Below are 21,905 nucleotides of genomic sequence, written 5' to 3'. Positions count from 1 at the left end.
CCTAAAGATGTCTAGACGTCTAATTTAATTCAAACATTAAGCGCTCGTCAAGAACTTTAGACATTTAGCCGTCCAAACATAAAGAAACCCATCTTGATCCTATGAAAAATGTAGCAATCATTTGACTGCAAATTGTAAGGGTTTAAAATCAGCAACGAATTTAGCGTTTATACAGGTGAGTCAATGACGAAGTGGAATGGAGAATACATCAGCCCTTATGCTGAGCATGGAAAGAAAAGTGAGCAAGTGAAAAAAGTCACGGTATCTATTCCACTCAAGGTATTGAAAGTACTAACCGACGAACGTACTCGTCGTCAGGTAAATAACTTGCGTCACGCAACCAATAGCGAACTGTTGTGTGAAGCATTTTTGCATGCTTATACTGGGCAGCCTTTACCACATGACGAAGACCTATCAAAAAACAATTCAGATGGCATTCCAGAAGAAGCAAAAAAATTAATGGATGCTATGGGGATTGAATGGGAAGACATGGAATAATCATTTTGGTGATACCAACTTAGTTATGGAAACTTGGCAAGCTAAAACGCTTGAGCACGTTGAACATTGCTATCGAGTTGCCGAACAGCACTTGAAACGCCGTTTTACACGCCCAGAAGTCAGCTTTAAGCTTCGCGGGCGTAGTGCTGGTATGGCACATTTGCAACTTAACAAGTTGCGCTTTAACCAGCAAATGCTCACCGATAATCAACAAGTTTTTATTGATGAGGTTGTACCCCATGAGATCTGTCACTTACTTTGTCACCAGCTTTACGGTCGTGTAAGACCTCACGGCAGAGAATGGCAAGCGATGATGCTTAGTTTGTTTGAGTGCCAACCAAAAACAACCCATAACTTTACGGTACACAACAAGCCACAGGCTCAATTTAACTATCAATGCCTTTGCGGAATAATCAAACTCAGTATTCGCCGCCATAATAAAGTCATTCGAAACCAAGCACAGTATCGCTGTAAAACCTGTAAGCAAACTTTGCAACAAAAACATTATTGATTAACAGGCCGTTAGACTCTACCATTTAACTACCGTGCAGTTATTCGGTTGCAGTAGATGTTATTGAACCATAAAGTAGTAAAGTGTCTAATCCTAAGCGTTATTTATTCTGCCTTAATATTTCCCGATGCGAGTCACGCCACTCCGGGCCATCCAACCAGCTTTTCTCAAGCTAAATCGAAAGCAAAGAAACTCTACAAAAAACAGTTAAAGCAAAAAAGTTTTTATTGTGGTTGTGATATCCGTATTAAAGGCAAAAAATGGCAGCCTGATTTAACCAGTTGTGGTTTTCAAGTTCGCAAACAAGTTAAACGAGCTAATCGCATTGAATGGGAACACGTCGTGCCTGCTTGGGAATTTGGGCACCAACTTCAATGTTGGCAGCAAGGTGGTCGTAAAAATTGTAAGAAAATGAATGCTAATTTTAAAAAAATGGAGTCAGATCTTCACAACCTAGTACCAGCCATAGGCGAGGTGAATGGCGACCGCAGCAATTACCGTTTTAGTCAATGGAATGGTAAAAGCTACCAGTACGGTCAATGCAATATGTTAATCGACTTTAAAGGTCGTAAAGTGCAGCCTCCTGTTCAAAGTCGAGGTGCCATTGCACGCACTTATCTTTATATGAAGCAAACTTACGGTTTACGAATTGCCTCACAACAATTAAAGTTGTTCAACGCATGGAATAAAAGCTACCCAGTAAATCCCCAGGAGTGTAAAAGAGAACGAGCCATTGCGTTAACCCAAGGCAACCATAATACATTTGTGCATCAAGCTTGCCAAAACACAGGGCTAAGTCGTTACTTATCAGAAGAATGAATAAATGAGAATTCCACGTATTTACCAATCCTGTACGCTAACCACTGAGCAAACAATTAACCTTGACGACGATGCTGCGGCCCATGTTGGTCGAGTCATGCGGATGGTCGCTGGCGATCAATTGTCGCTTTTTAATGGTGATGGCAATGATTACTTAAGCGAGATCATCCAATCAGGTAAAAAATCTGTGACCGTGAAAATCCTTTCCCAACAAGAAAATAATAGCGAGTCACCGCTTAATATTCATTTAGGTCAAGTGATTTCTCGTGGCGACAGAATGGACTTCACTTTGCAAAAATCGGTCGAATTAGGTGTAAATACCATCACACCACTATTCTCTGAACGTTGTGGCGTCAAACTCAGCGGTGAACGTCTGACAAAAAAAATCCACCAATGGCAAAAGATTATCATCAGTGCTTGTGAACAATCAGGCCGAAGCACAGTGCCTCAAATTCGTCCTGCAATGCAGGTACAGGATTGGTGCAGTGAAGCCACATCAGCATTAAAGCTGAATTTACACCCTAGAGCCAATCACGGAATTAACGGTTTAACAATAGATAACCAAAAAGTTCGTCTACTCATTGGGCCTGAAGGTGGCTTATCCGTCGATGAAATATCAATGACAGAGCAATATCAATTTACCGATATTCTGCTTGGTCCCCGCGTGTTACGCACTGAAACTGCAGCACTGACTACCATCAGTGCTCTGCAATTAAAGTTCGGCGATCTCTAACTTATTACTCCGTGACAAAAATTTGTAATAATAACCCGCTATCTTAGCTCTGGCAGACGTTGTGAGCTTTGCAAAGGAAAACAAAAATATGATTAAGCTTGGCATAGTGATGGATCCCATCAGTGACATTAACATTAAAAAAGATTCCAGTTTTGCGATGTTACTCGCTGCACAAACACGTGGTTATCAATTGTTCTATATGGAAATGAAAGACTTAGCCATGTTAGAAGGCGAAGCCATAGCGAGCATGGGTAAATTAACGGTTAAGGACGATCCACAAGATTGGTATCAGTTACAACCCGCTCAAGATGCACCACTCGCTGATTTAGATGTGATTTTGATGCGTAAAGATCCGCCATTTGATACTGAGTTCATCTACGCCACATATATGCTCGAACGCGCAGAAGAAGCCGGAACCTTAATCGTAAATAAGCCGCAAAGCTTACGTGACGCCAACGAAAAATTGTTCACCGCATGGTTTTCTGAATTTACGCCAACCACATTAGTAAGCCGTGATGCGAAACGCATACGTGCATTCTACCAGCAACACAACGACATAATCTTAAAGCCGCTTGACGGCATGGGTGGCTCTTCCATTTTTCGGGTTAAACAAAATGATCCCAATCTAGGTGTCATCATTGAAACCCTAACAAACCATGAGCAAACCTATGCCATGGCACAAGCCTTCATTCCCGAAATCACTTCTGGTGACAAACGTATTTTGATTGTTGATGGTGAACCTGTACCCTATTCATTGGCGAGAATTCCCGCAAAAGGTGAAACTCGTGGCAACTTAGCCGCTGGCGGTCGTGGCCAACCACAGCCACTATCACAAAGCGATTGGCATATTGCCCGTTCACTTGGCCCTGAACTTAAAAAACGTGGCCTGATCTTTGTGGGTATCGATGTTATTGGTGACAAGCTCACGGAAATCAATGTCACCAGTCCAACTTGTATCAAAGAAATTGAAGCCGCTTACGATGTCGATATTACCGGTATGCTAATGGACGCCATTGAAAGACGAATTCAAAAATAAAAAACCAAGGAAAAGCAAAATGCAACTCAACCGTACCCTTTCAAGTTTATTTGCTCTCACGCTACTGTCGTCAGCGACCACGTTCGCTGCCAATGCGGTATCTGAAACTTCGAGTAAACCTAAAAACATTGTTTTTGTGATTGGGGACGGAATGGGTCCAGCCTACACCACCGCCTATCGCTACTACAAAGACGATCCTAACACCGATGAAATAGAGTCAACCATATTCGACCGTTTGTTGGTGGGCATGGCAAGAACATCCCCAGCCAAAATCAGTGGTTACGTCACCGACTCAGCCGCTTCTGCTACTGCACTTTCGGCTGGTGTAAAAACCTACAACGGTGCCATTGGTGTTGATGAACATAAGCAGCCAGTAACCACTTTGCTTGAAAAAGCGAAAAGCATAGGAAAATCGATTGGCGTCGCGGTGACTTCACAAGTAAACCATGCCACACCGGCCAGTTTTCTGGCACATAATGAGAACCGACGTAACTACGAACAAATCGCTGAAGATTACCTTGATTCAGATGCTGACGTGATTCTCGGCGGTGGCCAACGTTATTTCTCTGACGATCTCATTAAACAATTCGAACAAAAAGGTTATCAATACCTTAACCAATTCGAACAACTTGAAACGGTACAAACGGGTAAAGTGTTAGGTCTATTTGCCGACGTACAGCTTCCTTGGGTGCTTGATAATCCAAAAGGTAAACAACTGAGCAAAATGACAGATAAAGCCCTTTCATTGTTGTCTCAAAATGACAAAGGTTTTGTTTTAGTAGTCGAAGGTAGCATTATCGATTGGGCAGGTCATGGCAATGACATCGCCACTGCAATGGCAGAAATGGACGAATTTGCCAATACGCTCGCGACTATTGAGCGTTTTATTGGCACTCATCCAGATACCTTAATGGTAGTCACGGCCGATCACGATACTGGCGGTTTAACCGTTGGCGCTAATGATAAAAAGAGCTGGAACCCTGCTATTTTGCATAAACTAAATGCCAGCCCACAAACCATAGTTTCAACATTTACAGCACAAGAAAAATGGCAAGATACCCTAGTTCAAAAATTAGGATTTAAGCCTTCTGTTGAAGAGTGGAAAACCTTAACAGCCGCTAAAAATGAAAAAGACAGTAAATTGACCCGCGCGATTATCAATTTAGTCAATAAGCGCAGCAACACCGGCTGGACAAGTGATGATCACACTGCAGTTGATGTGCAAGTGTTTGCCACTGGGCCAGCTTCAGAGTTATTTAACGGCTCACAAGATAACACCGAGATCAGCAAGAAACTTGATAGTTTATTACCGCACAGTTCGTCCAATATAATGAAAAAATAAATGGCGAATAAGTAATACTAATTACAGTAATTAATCTAGCTGGTGTTGGAGATAGCTTTTAACTTGGTTTTCTCCCAAATTCTTTCTCTCGTCGCACTCGTGAAAACGGGTGCCCAACGCTTTTTTATACTTATACCAATTACAGTAATTAACGGCACAAAATTTCTTCGATTTTTCAACCTAAAATCATCAGTTGAACGCTGAGTATATGAGTAACTGTTTGAGCAATATGATGATTTTATCATCATAGCTTTCACCCAATGAGTGAAGTGCTCTACGCTCACAAGCTTGCTAAAATGACTGCTATCTGCGTTGTAACTTTTGCAAGTAGAATAACTACTTGCTGCAAGCTACGCCTTACTATCAGCCATTTTTTTTACGCTTGAGAACGCAGTCAACTGATGTTTCTAGGTTCAAAGACACTAGATTCCTGCCTTCGCAGGAATAACGGAAAATTACAGAATGAGCCCCACAGAAAATGTCATGGTTCTGGACAAAACCAATTTACGCTCAATTTCATTATTTTTTTGAGTCTGAAGTGCTACTATGAGCTACGAAACGGCTCCCCTATGCGGTGGATAATTTTCTGTTATACATTTATAGAATGCCTTAAAGCTGAATATTTTTGTATTTATCATTTCAGTGCGTTATTTCTTAGCTTGTTAATTCACTCACTTATTGAGTAATGTGATGGCGACAGTGCGCACACCTGCTGAGCAACAATCAATATATAGATTCATGCTCAAAAGCCTCCAAGAATACCCAAGCGAAGCCGTATCCTATCTAAACTTTGAGGTTTCAAAGTTTGATGGTGATGAAAACTTACAACATTGTTATCAATTATTAAGCAAAACCTATAGACAAAAGCTGTATTATTTTTTCAACAATAAACCATCGTCGGCTTGCTCTAACTCTCACACACGAGAAACTCACTATTGTAAGAAGCCAAGTAATGCTTGCCGACGTTTTGCAACTGAGCCCCGATCCATTACTCCAAAATCGAGCACTCGATATACCAAGCAAATACAGCAACCATCTTCCTCCAGTAATTCCTTTTTTACTCAGACCAGTGCGCTTATTCACTCTTGGAAACTTAAACAGAAAAGCAAAAATAAACTGGGTATTGAGCTAAATTCACTAATTGGTGGTTGCACTAAACTTTCGCAGCTTATTGAAATCATTCACAGCCTAAAAAACGACAAACAGACCATGGAAACATCATGGGATATAAGATTAATCCATAAAATGTTACACAAAGCGGCCGAGTTTCCTGACAACCATTCATCTAGTTTCGACGGCATTTTTAGTGACATAATACGATTTAAATCGTCCTATGAAGCGAAAACATGCACACTATTACTGAAATTAATTAAGTTAAATTTAAATTTTTCAGATGCCAAAGGATTAGTGCTAAGCAATGCTGCTGAAGCCAGCTTAATGCAACAATGGGGCATCAAGCCTGATGTTGCCATTTACAATGCCTTTATCACGGTATGCGCTAAAACGGGCCAGTTTGATAGTGCTTGGCAACTGGTGTGTGGTGATAAGCCTGTGATTGCACCTCATTTGCCATTAAAAGCCAATCAAATCACCTGCATTAATTTGCTGGCTGCCTGCGCTGAAGCTGGGCGTTATGCAGAAGCCAAATCATTGGTGTTGGGCGATAGCGATACAGCTACAACCAGCTTAATGCAGAAGTGGGGCATCAAGCCTAATGTTGCCATTTACAATGCCTTTATAACCGTATGCGCTAAAACGGACCAGTTTAATAGTGCTTGGCAACTGGTGTGTGGTGATAAGCCCGTGATGGCCTCTCACCTACCACTAAAGGTAGATGAGATCACCTGCATGAATTTGCTGGCTGCCTGCGCTGAAGCGGGGCGTTATGCAGAAGCCAAATCATTGGTGTTGGGCGATGGCGCTACAGCTATAGACAGTTTAATGCAGCAGTGGGACATCGAGTCTAATGTTGCCATTTACAGTGCCTTTATCACGGTATGCGTTAAAACGGGCCAGTTTGATAGTGCTTGGCAACTGGTGTGTGGTGATAAGCCTGTGATGGCACCTCATCTACCACTAAAGGCAGATTCAATTACCTGCATTAATTTGCTGACGGCCTGCGCTGAAGCGGGGCGTTATGCAGAAGCCAAATCATTGGTGTTGGGCGATACTGCTACAGCCAGCTTAATGCAACAATGGGGCATCAAGCCTGATGTTGCCGTTTACAGTGCCTTTATCACGGTATGCGCTAAAACGGGCCACTTTGATAGAGCTTGGCGACTGGTGTGTGGTGACAAGCCCGTGATGGCACCTCATTTGTCATTAAAGGCCTGTCAAATCACCTGCATAAATTTACTGACGGCCTGCGCTGAAGCGGGGCGTTATGCAGAAGCCAAATCATTAGTGTTGGGCGATACAGCTACAGCCAGCTTAATGCAACAATGGGGCATCAAGCCTAATGTTGCCATTTACAGCGCCTTTATCACGGTATGCGCTAAAACAGGCCAGTTTGATAGTGCTTGGCAACTGGTGTGTGGTGATAAGCCCGTGATGGCACCTCATTTGTCATTAAAAACCAATCAAATCACCTGCATGAATTTGTTGACGGCCTGCGCTGAAATGGAGCGTTTTACAGAAGCCAAATCGTTGGTGTTGGGAGATACAGATACAGATACAGATACAGACAGTTTAATGCAACAATGGGGCATCAAGCCTGATGTTGCCATTTACAATGCCTTTATCACGGTATGCGCTAAAACTGGCCAGTTTGATAGTGCTTGGCGACGGCTGTGTAGTGATAAGCCCGTGATGGCACCTCATTTATCATTAAAGGCCAATAAAATCACCTGTCTGAATTTACTGACGGCCTGCGCTGAAACCGGCCATTATGCAGAAGCCAAATCATTGGTGTTGGGCGATACTGCTACAGCCAGCTTAATGCAACAATGGGGCATCAAGCCTGATGTTGCCGTTTACAATGCCTTTATCACTGTGTGCGCTAAAACGGACCAGTTTGATAGTGCTTGGCAACTGGTGTGCGGTGATAAGCCCGTGATGGCACCTCATTTGTCATTAAAAGCCAATCAAATCACCTGTATGAATTTGCTGGCGGCCTGCGCTGAAGCGGGGCGTTATACAGAAGCCAAATCATTGGTGATGGGCGATGGCGATACAGTTACAGCTACAGACAGCTTAATGCAGCTTTGGGACATCAAGCCTAATATTGCTATTTACAGCGCCTTTATCACGGTATGTGCTAAAACAGGCCAGTTTGATAGTGCTTGGCAACTGGTGTGTGGTGATAAGCTCGTGATTGCTCCTCATCTACCACTAAAGGCAGATTCAATCACCTGCCTGAATTTGCTGACGGCCTGCGCTGAAATGGAGCGTTATGCTGAGGCCAAGTCTTTGGTGTTGGGCGATGGCGATACAGCTACAACCAGCTTAATGCAACTGTGGGACATCAAACCTAATGTTGCCATTTATAATGCTTTTATCACGGTATGCGCTAAAACTGGCCACTTTGATAGTGCTTGGCAACTGGTGTGTGGTGATAAGCCTGTAATGGCACCTCATCTACAACTAAAGGCAGATTCAATCACCTGCCTGAATTTGCTGACGGCCTGCGCTGAAACGGGGCGTTATGCCGAAGCCAAATCATTGGTGTTGGGCGATGGTCATACAGCTACAGCCAGCTTAATGCAACAATGGGACATCAAGCATGATGTTGCCGTTTACAGTGCCTTTATCACGGTATGCGCTAAAACTGGCCACTTTGATAGTGCTTGGCAACTGGTGTGTGGTGATAAGCCTGTGATGGCACCTCATCTACCACTAAAGGCAGATTCAATCACCTGCCTGAATTTGCTGACGGCCTGCGCTGAAACGGGGCGTTATGCCGAAGCCAAATCATTGGTGTTGGGCGATACAGCTACAACCAGCTTAATGCAGCATTGGGGCATTAAGTCTAATGTTGCCATTTACAATGCTTTTATCACGGTATGCGCTAAAACTGGCCAGTTTGATAGTGCTTGGCAACTGGTGTGTGGTGATAAGCCCGTGATGGCACCTTATTTGTCATTAAAGGCCAATCAAATCACCTGCATAAATTTGCTGACTGCCTGCGCTGAAATGGAGCGTTTTACAGAAGCCAAATCATTGGTGTTGGACGATGGCGATACAACTGCAACCAGCTTAATGCAACAATGGGGCATCAAGCCTGATATTGCCATTTACAGCGCCTTTATTAAAGTATGTATTAAGGCTAAGGAATTTGACACTGGAATATGGTATTTAGAAAAAATAATGAACAAATGTGACATGATTACTCTTTCACAAGTACATGCTCAACTTGCTTCGCTTGAAAAAGATAATTTCGCAATCATGATTGATAAAGGGATAACACAAGGAATATATAAAAAAAATGTTGGCCTAATGAGTCATTGTATAAATTTGCATATGGATAAAATCTTCGAAGGACATTCAGGCAATGGTAAACATATTCAAGGTGTTCCATTAGGTTTCGCAAAACTATTATTCTGTTACCACAAACAAAACAATGAACCCAACATAACATCGATCATAACAGGATACCATGGCAATAATACTTTAAAAAATGGAATGATAAGTTTTCTCAAAGATGAATTTGGACTTGAGTTTATCGAAGGTAAACTCAACTCAGGAATGATAGTATTGCGCGAGTCTCCCCATTAACTTGATACTAGCGAGTACACTTTTTAATATGTTCGCATCATAAAATGAACATCATAGAACAACGACAATATTATAATGCTAAATGCATTTTTGTTTTAACCGAGAAACATCAGTTGACTGCGTTCTCAAGCGTAGAAAAAATGGCTGATAGTAAGGCGTAGCTTGCAGTCATTTTAGCAAGCTTGTGAGCGTAGAGCACTTCACTCATTGCGTGAAAGCCATGATAGTAAATCATCTTATTGCTCAAACAGTTACTCATATACTCAGCGTTCAACTGATGTTTTTAAGTTTAATGTTCTAAATGGTTTGGGTGTGGGTCTTTTAAAACGACGAAGTTATCCACATCTGTATAACCTCTGTTTGGATTGCTTTTTGTGATACTCCCAATACTTTTCAATATCACCACTCGATCTTAACGACCTAAGTTTTAATATAGCTTCTGCACCTTCAAGGCTCCATCTCGCTCCAGTGATATCCAACCTATCATTAATCAGATGACGACAAGCTCCCTCAATGACACCGCTAGCAATTGGGAAACCTTGCTTTAACGCTTTACCGTATTCTAATCTTGATTTATTTTTCAATAGATAACCGATGCACTTATTAATGCCTTCTCGTTGTTTTAATTTCCGTTTTGTTGCACTGATCCCAAGGCATTTTGCTACTTGTGACGCATTACCTCGTAAGATTTCAGTCGCTCGCTTTTCTATCCAATCTTCGACTTCTGGATCATCTTTTTCAAATAAGCACCACGCCGCTTTCCAGAGATATTCAAGCACATGGATGAAATCCATGACCACCGTTGCATTGATGTTGAGTTTCTTCATCACCCGATAAATTTGTTTTAGCTGATGAGGATGACCATCAACGAGTACAACCCACTGACGGCTTTGAGTAGGGTCTCGTTCCAGAGCTTCTAAAAATGCTTCTTCAATCACAGTCGCAGCGCTTCTTTCTACGCTTGACCACACACGTTTATTTCTTGGTGGCACACGTAATGGACGAACATTTGAATTATCATTTCTAGACATGATTGATTCTGGGGTACGATGCAAAGGCTTGGTGGTGTATACCGCTGCAACTTCTGCCATTCGTTTGCGGTCTTTTTTTTCTCCAGCACTTAGGCGTCCTTTGAGCTTCTGTTGTTTCACTGCTTTTTGCGTGCCCTCTCTCAAGCTATTAGGTTGCATAACGATGCCTTTTCCATCCATAGTCAATACCAGTAAATCAGATGTGTTTTCTGGCTTAAGGTATCTCTGCTGGAGATAAAAACCATCAAAATCTTGTGCAATATCCTGCACAATTTGCCTTGCTTGTCGCTTGGGCACGTGCGCATCTGTGGTGGTATCTATTGAGCTTACTGCATCATCATATGAGCCTTGGACTGCTTCTGTAGCGAGTCTTAGGCGTACACCATCAGAGTATTTGTCTTTCGAAAGATTCAGCTCACCATCCATTGGAAACACGTTATCACACCGACGTTGACTGTAACCTTTTCGATGCATCGTTACGGTACCAAATAAACTTTCTAAATTTCGTTTGCAGTTATTTTTCAAATGATTCAATGCAATGTCACGGTTGGAACAAACTTGCTGACGGGGCTCTTCAGCGGTTTTGATATCTAAGAAACCCTGCAATAAACACCGCAACAACTCAGTTCCTTCGGTATCGATATAGGCTTCAACTTCTCCATGGCTCTCTTGCTTAACTTGTTTGTCTTCGAGGTGCGAAATAATACGCTCAAATTTCAATTTGGCTTCAGAAAAGAATGAAAATTCGAGTGAGTTTGAGTATGCTAGTTTCATGAAAGGAGCCTTTTTATATACTTGTTGTGTGTGGAAACTGATAAGTACTATAAAATTGCTCCTTTCGCACCATTTATTAAACCCATCCAATTGATAATTAATGATCTTTTCATGCTTTTCGTCGATCTAAAAGATCTACACCCAAATGGTTTTAAGGGCAGAAACGTGTCAGGTTTTCGGTAACCTAAATGATACCAATACCGTCATACCCGAATGCTTTAGTCGGGTATCTAGCGACTTTTCTAGCTGCTATCGTTATCGGTTAATTTCTTTGAATTTACAAAGGCACTGGATTCCAGCCTTCGCTGGAATGACGGAAATGCTGTGAATTTAAGTGATATAGCCTGTGAAGCTTTGAGGCAAAAATGAGTCAGCCAACTGAATCTGGCACAATCTCAACAAAAAAAATTCAGTGATTAGTAAGGTAGATAGGTTTAAGGTTACTGAAGTCAATTGAATAAAGAGTTTTAAGTCATGCATAAATTAATAATTTCAGTCTTGATATCATTATCCTTTAGTGTCAATTCAGCAGAAACGGATTCAATTCTGTTGAAGGCGGCACAACAATACAAATCCTCTGGCGCTGAAAAGTTCATACTCACTCTGCTTGAAAAATCATCATTTAATGATTCTACCGATGTGAAACAAAATGTTGATGCGCTGCACAGTATTGAAAATGTTTTCGGAAAATTTGAGGGTGTCGAAAAAATTAAAGAAGTGACATTAAACAAACGTTCAAGAATTGAATATTTCACCCTAGACTATCAAAAGGCAGCCGCATTTGGACACATAATTTACTATACCGACAAAAAAGGAGTCGAGGTAACATCACAAATGCAATTCGATTTAGATCCTTGGCAAGTACTACCTCAGAACCTTTTATCTGAATGAGGCACACCCAATTACCTGCTACATAGTGATACAAAAGTTTCAGTTTTATTTGATTCAGTAAATGGCTGACTCGATGTTTACAAAAAAGCCCCATATTTAGCCGTTAGCAAGCCAACTCTAACTAAAATATCTTAATGTTGGCTAGGCATTGTGGGTATAGAGAAATTTTATGTATCAATATCTATTGTTGATTTTAAACTTAAAAGCTTCGATGCTTTAATCTTTTCTAATTGTATAAACTTTTTCTTCGAATAGAGTTCCACTTCTTTAAGCTTGAACTCTTAACAAGCTGTTGTTCAAATGCTTCTATATAATCCCTATCTTGAACTTCTATAGCAAGTTTCATTAACTTAATATACACACAAGATTCGGCACTGGTAAACACCTCTCCTTGCCAACACAACTCGTAAGCTAACCCAAGGCAATTATGTTCAGCTGCAAATGCTAATGGAACGTTTGGGAAAGATTGCTGATATTCAACACCGAAAGATATTAATACGGCTGCGCATTCGAGTTTCTCATCCCTTAATGCTGCTTTCAAAAGCTTAACATAATCGCTCATACTATCTAAATTATAAATCGACTCAGCTGGAAGGGTCGTTGCATTTAACATGCTTTCTAGAGCATCGGCATCATCTGCATTAATTATCAACTGCAATATATCGTAAGCAGAAATCGCAGGTGGTAATTTCGAGCCAGCAACAATCAATCCTGCACACATCTCAGTATTCATCGCTTGGTAAGCCAACGCTATTGGCATAGCGACTTTATTACAAGTGTTTACTTCTGCCCCATATGTAACGAGTAACGCCGCAACTTCGACCAAGTCAGTTTCACATGCTCTTTGCAATGGGGTCATCCCATCTTTCAAGCCTTCTATCACTGAAACTTGAGTATTTCCTTTAACCTGTTCTATAAGCTTTTTGACAGTCTCTTTGCTTTTATCATCTATAGCATAATGAAGTTGCTCTATAACAAGCTGTTTCACATCTTCTAAGAGCAGCTCATCAGTGCTTTCAACTGGGTTATCAACTTCAACAACCTCGTCTTTTATCGGCTTATCATTTTGCTGTACAAAATCACTTGTTTTGTTTTCTTTTTCCACTCCCAACTTATTTAACTGATCTTCAGAAAAGCTTGAACTCAATGGTCTTGGTTTTTCTTGTTGCTGATCTGGCCAATGAACAGTTTTATTAGATTTTGTTTTAAAGCGAGGCAGTATTTGTTGATACGTATATCTGTCGACTTGTTCATTCGTTTTAACTCTTAAGATACCTTTTTTTTCCGGCTTTGTAGTCGTAATAATGCTGTCAGCTGTCTGCGGTATAAGATGCCCATCCATCGATGGATGCTGATGAGTTCCATCTCGTAGAACAGGAATTGTTAACTGGTCTTGAGGAGGCTCTGCTTTTAGCTGATGGTTTTGGTGTTGATTACGTAAGGGAGAATTAAAGCTACCTGTTCTATGTATGCCTCCATCAGTGGATTCCATTTTAAGAACAGCCAACCTCCTACTAGCAGGTAAGCTCTGATGAGTCCAATCTCGTCGAAAAGGAATTGTTGACTGCTCCTGAGGAGGTGCTGCTTTATGTAGATGGTGTTGCTGTTGATGTTGATTACCTAAAGGAGAATGAAAGCGACCTGTTCTATTTATGCTTCCTGCAGGGGATAACACTTGAAACCGTTTGCCAATCTTTACTCCATCTCGAGCAAAAAATACGGTTTCTTTTTCGGCATTTTGAGGTAATGGTTCTAGCCTATCATATTGGTTTTTTCGCTGGCTCGCTCGTTGCAAACCACCAAATTGTGGTCTTAAACTTGCCCCTTCTGAAATTGACATAACTTTTCCAATCAATAAGTTGATTTAATAAAAAGCTACCACGATATTGAAACTTCCCAAACGCACTCGTGTTTATTTTATTTAAAACTGCTCGAAAATGAATGTACAAATACACTTCATTTACAATATTTCCATTACTAAACAATTAATTAATTAATTAATTAATTAATTAATTTAAAAAAAACCATCTAATCATTAAATATTTATTAAACATGGTTTACTTTAAAACGTTGCTTGATTTTCCTTAGTTTTTAGTGACTCAATTTCAGACACAAGTTTCCTAAGTTGCCTGTTTTCTTTCAACAGCTTAAAACTCGGATGATGATTGATGGCATGCACATCTCGCCAGCCTTGATTGATGGCTTGGGCTAAATAACGAATGCTTTTATTAGGAAAATGATTTGCTGCATAAATTTGTGCCAACATCCAACTGTCAATGGGCTTATCTGAGCCTTGTTGCTGGTGTTGATGAAGCTTTATCAATAACGCTTCACTACCTTCTTCCTGCATTAAGCCGAATACATGCAGTACCAATTTTCCTTGTAATGCATGCTGTGGGTTTTCACTTAACGCTAACTTTTCTGCATTTTGTTCGAGGCTTGATTGATTACCTAAATACAATTGACTAAGCACCAAACCTGCCAAAAAAACACTGGTTTTAGGGTAGGCATTCACCTGCTGTTGATAGTATTTCGAGGACTGATGATACAACCCTTGCGCCAATAACCATTGCCCAATGGCATCGTTTGCTAAATCTGAATCTGGTTGAAGTTGCTGTGCTTTTGATAACACCACTTTGGCTTGTTCATAATTACCTAATGCCGTTAAAGATAAGCCTTTATGCACTAAACTAACGCTAGTAGTAGGTTGCATATTAAGCGCTTTTTCTGTCCATTTTAATGACAGAGCAAGTTGCCCCATTTCACGATAAATGTAACCTAAATTAGACATAGCTTCTGAATAATCAGAGCGCTTTTGCAGTGACTTTTTCGTCGCACTAGCCGCTTTAGATAACCAATTTTTATTGTAATACGCCAGCCCAAGCGCTTTATAGCCGACAGCCAAGTCAGGATCAATTGAAATTGCTCGATATGCATTATCAATCGCCAGTTGTTTCCATGTTTCACCGCCATTGAATTGGAATACACCTTGGCTATAAGCATCGGCTAGTGCAGCATACGCTTTGGCATTTTCAGGCTCAAGTTCAATAACCGACTGGAACAGTTTTATCGCGTGAAGGTTATCCTCTGCACGGTATCGATAGTAATAATCTAAGCCTTTTTGATATAGCTTTTCGGCAAAGCCTTTATCTACTACTTGCTGTTGTTCACTTACAGTACCTATCCAGCGATCATAAATAAAACCACCGACAGAAAAACACACTAAGCATCCGAACAATATCGTCGATGACACTTTCCAGTAATAAGGGTAACTGCGTTGCTGTGATAGCGAATAAGAGTCCGTCGTGAGCTCGAACGCATTGACCTTGCTGTCTATAGATGGCGTTGAAACGACATCAGGTTTAATCCGATATCCTCGACCTCTTATCGCTTCAATGTATTTTGGGTTGGTGGCATCATCACCGAGTGACTTTCGCAACAATTTTATGCGTTGTTTAAGGGTTTCATCGCCAACAACAGTATCACCCCACACTTCGTCCATTATGGTTTGCTGGGAAACAATGGCCGGTGCCGCTTTACACAACACGCACAACAATTGGTAACTAAGCCAAGGTAGTGCAATTTCTCGTGTTTGTTGTTTCACACAACCAAGGCGAGTGTCTAATACTATGTCAGCAAATTGATAACGTGTATTCATCTTAGCCTCATCCTTGAAATGCGTTTAACTCTTATAAATGACCAATTTACTCAATCTTCACCAACAAACAAGTCTTTTCATCGTCCTTCACCAAGTATTCCCGATCACTTCACCCTAGCTTCAACCAAGTATTCTGGCAGGAATATAAGCTTGAAATTCCTTCATCACTGATAAGAATGTATTTATGGATAATCAAATCGCTACTCATGACTTAGACAATGAATCCACTGATGCGCTCCCCCTGTCCAGCTCTCATCCCAAAGGACTGTATGTCTGTTTTTTTACAGAAATGTGGGAGCGCTTTAGTTTTTACGGATTAAAAGCTCTATTGATTTTTTATCTCACTGAGCACTTTCTATTCAGTGACGTACAAGCGACTAATATTTTTGGTAATTACTTTGCGCTCGTCTATGCCTTTCCTATTCTTGGAGGGCTTTTGGCCGATAAATATTTAGGCAGCAAACGCGCAGTCACCTTCGGAGCCGTTTTACTGTGCGTTGGACACTTGGGTATGGCATTTGAAGGAACACCTTCCTATTACACTGATAATGGTGAGTTAGTTCAAAGCCAAACCCTGCCTATATTCTATGTTTCTTTGGCATTTATCATAGTAGGTGTCGGTTTTCTCAAACCTAATATTTCAGGCATTGTCGGTAAGCTTTACCATGTTAATGATCCTCGAAAAGATGCTGGTTTTACCATCTTTTATATGGGCATTAATTTAGGTGCTGCCTTAGCTGCAATCCTCTGTGGATATGTGGGACGAGTCTATGGTTGGCCTTATGGATTCGGTTTGGCTGGCATAGGGATGTTATTTGGTTTAATTGTGTTTTTACTTGGGCAGCCTTTATTAAAAGGTCACGCCGACGCCCCCGATTTAATCAATTTGAAAAAGCCAATTGTCAGCGTTTTTTCTATTGAGCACATTATTTACCTTACCAGTCTAGTATTAGTCGGCGTTGTTGCACTCATTGTTGGTAACCACCAAATTGTTGCGGGCATTTTAGGATTTACACTTGTCGCCATCTCAGTCTGGTTGATTTGGTTCTGTATCAACGAAGTGTCAAGTTCTGTCAAACAAAAACTCTATGCTGCCGTGAGTTTAACCATGATGTCGACGGTATTCTTTTTATGCTTTTTGCAGTCAGGTAGCTCGATGAATCTGTTTGCGGATCGGGTTGTTAATAGAGTCGTTTTTGGCATGGAGATCCCAGCGCCTATTTTGCAATCTTTAAATGCCATTTTTATCATTATACTTGCGCCAATTTTTGCTTATGGGTGGAAAATTCTGGTGCAACGAAAGCGTGAACCCAGCACGCCAATCAAATTTGCTTTAGGCTTAGCTCAAGTCGGATTAGGTTTTTATTTACTCGTTCTGGGTATTAAGTTTGCTGACGAGCAAGGACAAGTTGCACTTTATTGGTTAGTTCTTGCCTACTTACTACATACTTCTGGAGAGCTATTTATTTCTCCCATTGGTTTATCCATGATCACAAAACTTTCGGCCCCTAGAATTGTTGGACTCATGCTTGGTTTGTGGTTTTTAGGCTCAGCGATTGCTGAATATATTGCTGCGTGGCTGGCTGGCAGTGCGGCTGTACCCAGTGCAGAAGTCATTGAGGGCGGGATATCCAATCATCAACAGTTACAGACATTTGCATTACTTTATAGCGACATTACTTGGATTGCGATTTCAGGTGCTGTGGCGACCTTATTAATTTCGCCAATGCTTAAGCGATGGATGCATGATGTACATTAGCCTTGAGCCAAAGTCATACTTGGTGTGTTGAACTTTTGTGATTATTTTTGCAGCGATAAATTGGTTCTTTTATGCAGGCTAAATTAGTGCAATCGACAAACAAAACTGTCGTTACTTCGGTTCTACTTGCAAAATTTATAACACAGCTAGTGGTGATTTTGGCAAGTATATGAATGTTCAGCACTCACTTGACAGGTGAATTCGGGTTATTCATTTTTGTACTTAATTTCAATGAATTAAAGTTAAATTGTGCGTTCAACCGATTTATTTAGGTTCAATCCTTGGTTTTGCCCGTTTTTAACGATAAAAAATGAAAATGACTCACTGAGAACGCACTCTAACACGTCATATTCATCAATCAAATGAGCACCATCGGTCAGCATTTTATATTAACAATAATTCACTTACTTTCTCTTAGTGCATCCCGATATTATGCCTTCACAGGTATTAGCGTTTAAATTTTATCTTGAGGGTAAATAAATGTCAGCTTCGTCAATGGCGGGAAAACTAGCCTTTCCTGAACAGTCCTACCAGATGCAGAATTTAACTCCTCCTTTGAATCCACCACCGTACAGCGCTAAGGCAGCCCCCTCATCTCGAACTGACTCCCATGCTACTGACACCACAACATATGGCAATAGCACATACAATAATCATAATCCTGAGTTACCCATCGTTGAATATACTCAAAAACTGTTTGAAGATTTGCTCAGATACGTAAGAAGTAATGAGGTGCTCAGCCAACTCACAACCGATGTGAATACTTCTGTCACTGATTCTCTACAAGTCTTGATGATAAGGTTAATGAACCAACAAGGTGTCGCCAAAGAGCCTATTGTCGAGAGCCTTTACGACACTCAAACCATCCTTGTTATGCTAGAAAGTATTAATACGCTAATTCAGTCGGAAGATATTTCAGATACAGCAAAATCCCTTGCACTTAAGCAACTTTGTTGCCAAGGAGACGACAGCTTACACTTTAAAGTGAATCAAATTGCAAGAGCCAATATTACCTTAGTTGCAGAACATACTGGTTACACTGAGCAGTTACAATCAGACTTATCTCAACAGTTCTTAGAATCTTGGATCACTTATGTAAATTTTAAGTTACCATCAATAAGTACAGTGAATGGATTAGAACTGGCCTTAAAAGAAGAACTTGGTATCAACATATCGATATCAGAAACATCTCAACTAGTTTGCAAACAAGAAGGTTTTTCTGAAAAAACAGATATATCCGACAATGAAAAGTGTGATTCAAAAGCACTACCTCGAAGAAGTTTAACCCTTGAACAACGAGAGTTTCTCACTTATATGAGGAACCGAATCTCGCCTGTTGAGATATTACGATTACTGGCATCGGAAATTAAAAACAAACCAGAAGTTTGTAAAAATCTAGATCTAACAATATTTGGTTGTAAAGCCTACCCTGCACCTAAAATAAAAAAAGCACAACTGGCAACGCCCCCAATATCTGCGGCATTGTTGACCATGCCTCAGTGGTCAAAAAAAACGGCCTCTGAACCCCATTCATATCAGCACTGTAAGACTACGGATCTCGACACATATAAAATTCGATTTCCAACAAGCATGAAACAGCTTGCAATGCCTGCTCCATTTTGTTTTACGGGTAGTTTAACTGAATCTTCTTCCAACAAAGTTACAGTATCAACCTCTGCACAAAGGGTTTTTTCTGATCTTTCCGAAAGCCAAATTCACTATTGTTTAGCGCAAAATATATTGGCTCGAAGGGCAAATTTTTCTGAAATTGTCAAAGTGAGCAATATGGATCTTGGGTTCTCACCTAAAGTTTGCGGTTTAGGCAATCTGTATTACTGTCTAGCAGGCCCCTCCACCCCTTCTGTGCCAGAAGAATTTACCATCGAAATGCTTAGTTATATTGATTTACAATCCCTTCCTGAAGATGTGGCTATCGCCTTTTTGGCTGGCGCACTGAAAAAAGTTGACGATAAACCGACATTAGAAAAATTTTTAAGCAATAGTCAATTACTAACGAAAGGGTTTGATCTTGCAGTGGAAGATGCTTTATCGCTCATAATCGGTAAGCATTTGAATCAATTAGAACGACAGAAAAAGATTTCGATAGAAGATATTAAAAGTTTCATTTCAAATAGCAAAGAAAAAATGGTCATTTTTTTCCTTACCAACGCATGCTCAAAACTACAAACACAAAAAGCCGAATTAGTTAGAGTAACGGCCATTTTTCAATGTCATAAGTTAGGGTTCATCAAGCCGCCTCACACTCACGGGCTAAACTTATCAGTGATCACCAGCTCATTACTTTCTCATCTTACTCCTGAAATCATCAATATAATTTTTACTCCGGAGCAACTAGACCAACGTTTTTATCATTATTGTCAGAACAAAAATTTTGCTTTAAATAAAAATAAAACTCAAGAAGAAGAGCATGATGTTATAGCTGCGATGAGGAAGTTACTTGAGTCTGGGGCAAACTGCCAAGCAAAATATGAGTCTGGCTTTGATAAAGGCTATCAAGAAACTTCATTAATTACAGCTATACGCCACAGAAATTACAAGGCTCTACAAGTAATAATTGAACACAAAAAAGTCCACAGTATTGCATCCATTCCTTCTTCACGCGGCTTTTATCCGCTCCATTATGCTGCTGTTTATAAAAACAATATAAAAGCGTTCATTTTATTAGTAAATGCTGGAGAGGACATAAATCAATGTCGAAATGGTCATTGGTTTACTCCAATGCATGCCGCAATAAGTCATGAAAACCTTGATACCATAAAATACATTTTTACCCTGCCATCTTTCAATAAAGATAATACAGTTCTAGTACAAAGAAAAACCGAAATGCAGCCCCTCCCTTTAACACATTACGCAGCAGAAATTGGCAGTGTTGAAGCATTAAAATTCTTTATTAGTGAAGCAGGGGTGCCAGAACAGCTTGACTTACCGTTTGGGGAGCATCAATTTACACCATACTTACATTCTATTGCTGCAAATCAACCACGATGCATGAAAATACTAGAATCAGCAGGTGCGAAAACTAATTCAGTTATAATGTATAAAGGGGGAAAGTATAATTCATTAACTCTAGCCGCGCTTTATGGTCATACAGACCTTGTCAAAAGCTTAATGAATGCCGAATGGAGCAGTAATAAACGCAAACAGAGTGCTTTGATCGCCGCTGTAGAGAGCCAAAACGAGGAAGTGCTAAAACAAATTATTAACCAACTCCCCACCAACTTAGTTATTCCTCGAATCAATGATGGAGAGCGTCTCTATTGTTACGTTGCACGGCATGAGTCATTGCAACATTTATTACCGATTCTACAAACAATGCCGAATCTAGGGTTAAGCCATCATCCGCACTCTGATTTAGCCATAGCAAAGATGCTTCCAGCTACGAGAAAACAAAACATAGCCTCCCTATATGATGCTGTTGCAAAAGGTGATCTTGAAGCTACAGAGAAACTACTAGCAACACTGACCAAGCCCATTTCACTTGCCGAAACTAACTCTGAAGGCAAACACATATTGCAAGTCGCCATTGATTCTGGTCACCACCACCTGATTCCGATTCTTGCTAAAAACAAAGATGTTCCGAAAAATATTATCTGCCAACAACGACCTGAAGCTTCCTATCCAATCTTGCATTACGTTCAAGTCGATTTGTCCAGTGCAAGCCAACCAAGCAATAAAGTATCATTAGAGCACTTTCAAATTTTGGTTTCTCACTGCAGTAAAGGGCAACTAAATAAACGTGCTATCCCTGGACCGAAATTAGACTCATCAGAAAACGGACTTACCGCTCTGCATTTTGCGTTAGTCTTAAAGCAAGTTAATCATGCAATGGTGTTAATTCAGGCAGGTGCCGATAAACACTTATCAGTCAATTATACCAGTGCTGCTTTTGTTGACTGTAAACACAAAACCCCCTTGCAAATAGCTCATAAGGAATGTCTCAGTTGTGATGATTATTTTGACCTTATCAAGTTGTTAACTTCTTAAGGAAGTAACTTATCAGTGACACAACACAGAAGATGCAACCGACAGAATCAAATAGTGTTACGCCTAAGAGTTAAAGCTAAATATTTTTTAAAAAATCTAAACAAAAATTAATTAAGCATCAAAAAACAAAACAAC

The 21,905-nt window shown here is 40.5% G+C and carries 13 protein-coding genes; 10 read left to right on the top strand and 3 right to left on the bottom strand.

Features of this window, described 5'->3' with window-relative positions; all coding sequences use genetic code 11:
- Positions 1-183 precede the first annotated feature (183 nt).
- The 7 genes from metJ (at position 184) to E2I05_RS01815 (ending at position 9,652) form a co-directional block, all read left to right on the top strand.
- Positions 184-498, top strand: a complete 315-nt coding sequence (metJ, locus tag E2I05_RS01845; protein WP_121853698.1) for a met regulon transcriptional regulator MetJ — start codon at positions 184-186, stop codon at positions 496-498.
- Entirely contained in the window at positions 476-1,009 is a 534-nt protein-coding gene (locus E2I05_RS01840; RefSeq protein WP_243641079.1) for a SprT family zinc-dependent metalloprotease, read from the top strand. Before metJ ends, E2I05_RS01840 begins: the two co-directional genes overlap by 23 nt.
- A gap of 57 nt (positions 1,010-1,066) precedes the next feature.
- The gene (locus tag E2I05_RS01835; RefSeq protein ID WP_121853696.1) at positions 1,067-1,828 is read left to right on the top strand and encodes an endonuclease; all 762 of its coding nucleotides are present in this window, start codon (positions 1,067-1,069) and stop codon (positions 1,826-1,828) included.
- Between the two features lie 4 nt (positions 1,829-1,832).
- Positions 1,833-2,561, top strand: a complete 729-nt coding sequence (gene rsmE / locus E2I05_RS01830; protein ID WP_121853695.1) for a 16S rRNA (uracil(1498)-N(3))-methyltransferase — start codon at positions 1,833-1,835, stop codon at positions 2,559-2,561.
- A gap of 88 nt (positions 2,562-2,649) precedes the next feature.
- Entirely contained in the window at positions 2,650-3,597 is a 948-nt protein-coding gene (gene gshB / locus E2I05_RS01825) for a glutathione synthase (protein ID WP_121853694.1), read from the top strand.
- A gap of 19 nt (positions 3,598-3,616) precedes the next feature.
- Entirely contained in the window at positions 3,617-4,939 is a 1,323-nt protein-coding gene (locus E2I05_RS01820; RefSeq protein ID WP_121853693.1) for an alkaline phosphatase, read from the top strand.
- A gap of 690 nt (positions 4,940-5,629) precedes the next feature.
- Positions 5,630-9,652, top strand: a complete 4,023-nt coding sequence (locus E2I05_RS01815; RefSeq protein WP_121853692.1) for a pentatricopeptide repeat-containing protein — start codon at positions 5,630-5,632, stop codon at positions 9,650-9,652.
- 335 nt (positions 9,653-9,987) lie between these two features.
- Here the strand turns inward: E2I05_RS01815 and E2I05_RS01810 are convergent, their stop codons facing one another.
- Entirely contained in the window at positions 9,988-11,457 is a 1,470-nt protein-coding gene (locus tag E2I05_RS01810; RefSeq protein WP_133309435.1) for an ISKra4 family transposase, read from the bottom strand.
- A 474-nt stretch (positions 11,458-11,931) separates the two neighbouring features.
- Here E2I05_RS01810 and E2I05_RS01805 point away from each other — a divergent pair, with 474 nt between their 5' ends.
- Positions 11,932-12,348 (top strand): hypothetical protein, encoded by a 417-nt coding sequence (locus E2I05_RS01805; RefSeq protein WP_121851853.1) that lies wholly within the window; start codon positions 11,932-11,934, stop codon positions 12,346-12,348.
- Between the two features lie 226 nt (positions 12,349-12,574).
- Here the strand turns inward: E2I05_RS01805 and E2I05_RS01800 are convergent, their stop codons facing one another.
- Both E2I05_RS01800 and E2I05_RS01795 read right to left on the bottom strand, forming a co-directional pair.
- Positions 12,575-14,188: an ankyrin repeat domain-containing protein gene (locus tag E2I05_RS01800; RefSeq protein WP_121851852.1), complete on the bottom strand. Its 1,614-nt coding sequence runs from the start codon at positions 14,186-14,188 to the stop codon at positions 12,575-12,577.
- 222 nt (positions 14,189-14,410) lie between these two features.
- Positions 14,411-16,006, bottom strand: a complete 1,596-nt coding sequence (locus E2I05_RS01795; protein ID WP_121851851.1) for a winged helix-turn-helix domain-containing protein — start codon at positions 16,004-16,006, stop codon at positions 14,411-14,413.
- A 184-nt stretch (positions 16,007-16,190) separates the two neighbouring features.
- On the opposite strand from E2I05_RS01795, the gene E2I05_RS01790 reads away from it, so the two are divergent.
- On the top strand, positions 16,191-17,765 hold the full coding sequence (locus E2I05_RS01790; protein ID WP_121851850.1) for a peptide MFS transporter: 1,575 nt from the start codon (positions 16,191-16,193) through the stop codon (positions 17,763-17,765).
- A 480-nt stretch (positions 17,766-18,245) separates the two neighbouring features.
- Positions 18,246-21,770, top strand: coding sequence for an ankyrin repeat domain-containing protein (locus E2I05_RS01785; protein WP_121851849.1), 3,525 nt, complete (start codon positions 18,246-18,248; stop codon positions 21,768-21,770).
- Positions 21,771-21,905 lie beyond the last annotated feature (135 nt).

The sequence above is a fragment of the Parashewanella spongiae genome (assembly GCF_004358345.1).
Taxonomy (GTDB): domain Bacteria; phylum Pseudomonadota; class Gammaproteobacteria; order Enterobacterales; family Shewanellaceae; genus Parashewanella; species Parashewanella spongiae.
Note: the sequence above shows the minus strand (reverse complement) of the source record. Positions and strands in the feature narration are given on the sequence as shown.

Bases quoted from the DNA above. Each gene is read 5' to 3' on its own strand.
- metJ (WP_121853698.1), top strand. From the start codon at position 184: ATGACGAAGTGGAATGGAGAATACATCAGCCCTTATGCTGAGCATGGA.
- E2I05_RS01835 (WP_121853696.1), top strand. From the start codon at position 1,067: ATGTTATTGAACCATAAAGTAGTAAAGTGTCTAATCCTAAGCGTTATT.
- rsmE (WP_121853695.1), top strand. From the start codon at position 1,833: ATGAGAATTCCACGTATTTACCAATCCTGTACGCTAACCACTGAGCAA.
- gshB (WP_121853694.1), top strand. From the start codon at position 2,650: ATGATTAAGCTTGGCATAGTGATGGATCCCATCAGTGACATTAACATT.
- E2I05_RS01820 (WP_121853693.1), top strand. From the start codon at position 3,617: ATGCAACTCAACCGTACCCTTTCAAGTTTATTTGCTCTCACGCTACTG.
- E2I05_RS01815 (WP_121853692.1), top strand. From the start codon at position 5,630: ATGGCGACAGTGCGCACACCTGCTGAGCAACAATCAATATATAGATTC.
- E2I05_RS01810 (WP_133309435.1), bottom strand. From the start codon at position 11,457: ATGAAACTAGCATACTCAAACTCACTCGAATTTTCATTCTTTTCTGAA.
- E2I05_RS01805 (WP_121851853.1), top strand. From the start codon at position 11,932: ATGCATAAATTAATAATTTCAGTCTTGATATCATTATCCTTTAGTGTC.
- E2I05_RS01800 (WP_121851852.1), bottom strand. From the start codon at position 14,188: ATGTCAATTTCAGAAGGGGCAAGTTTAAGACCACAATTTGGTGGTTTG.
- E2I05_RS01795 (WP_121851851.1), bottom strand. From the start codon at position 16,006: ATGAATACACGTTATCAATTTGCTGACATAGTATTAGACACTCGCCTT.
- E2I05_RS01790 (WP_121851850.1), top strand. From the start codon at position 16,191: ATGGATAATCAAATCGCTACTCATGACTTAGACAATGAATCCACTGAT.
- E2I05_RS01785 (WP_121851849.1), top strand. From the start codon at position 18,246: ATGTCAGCTTCGTCAATGGCGGGAAAACTAGCCTTTCCTGAACAGTCC.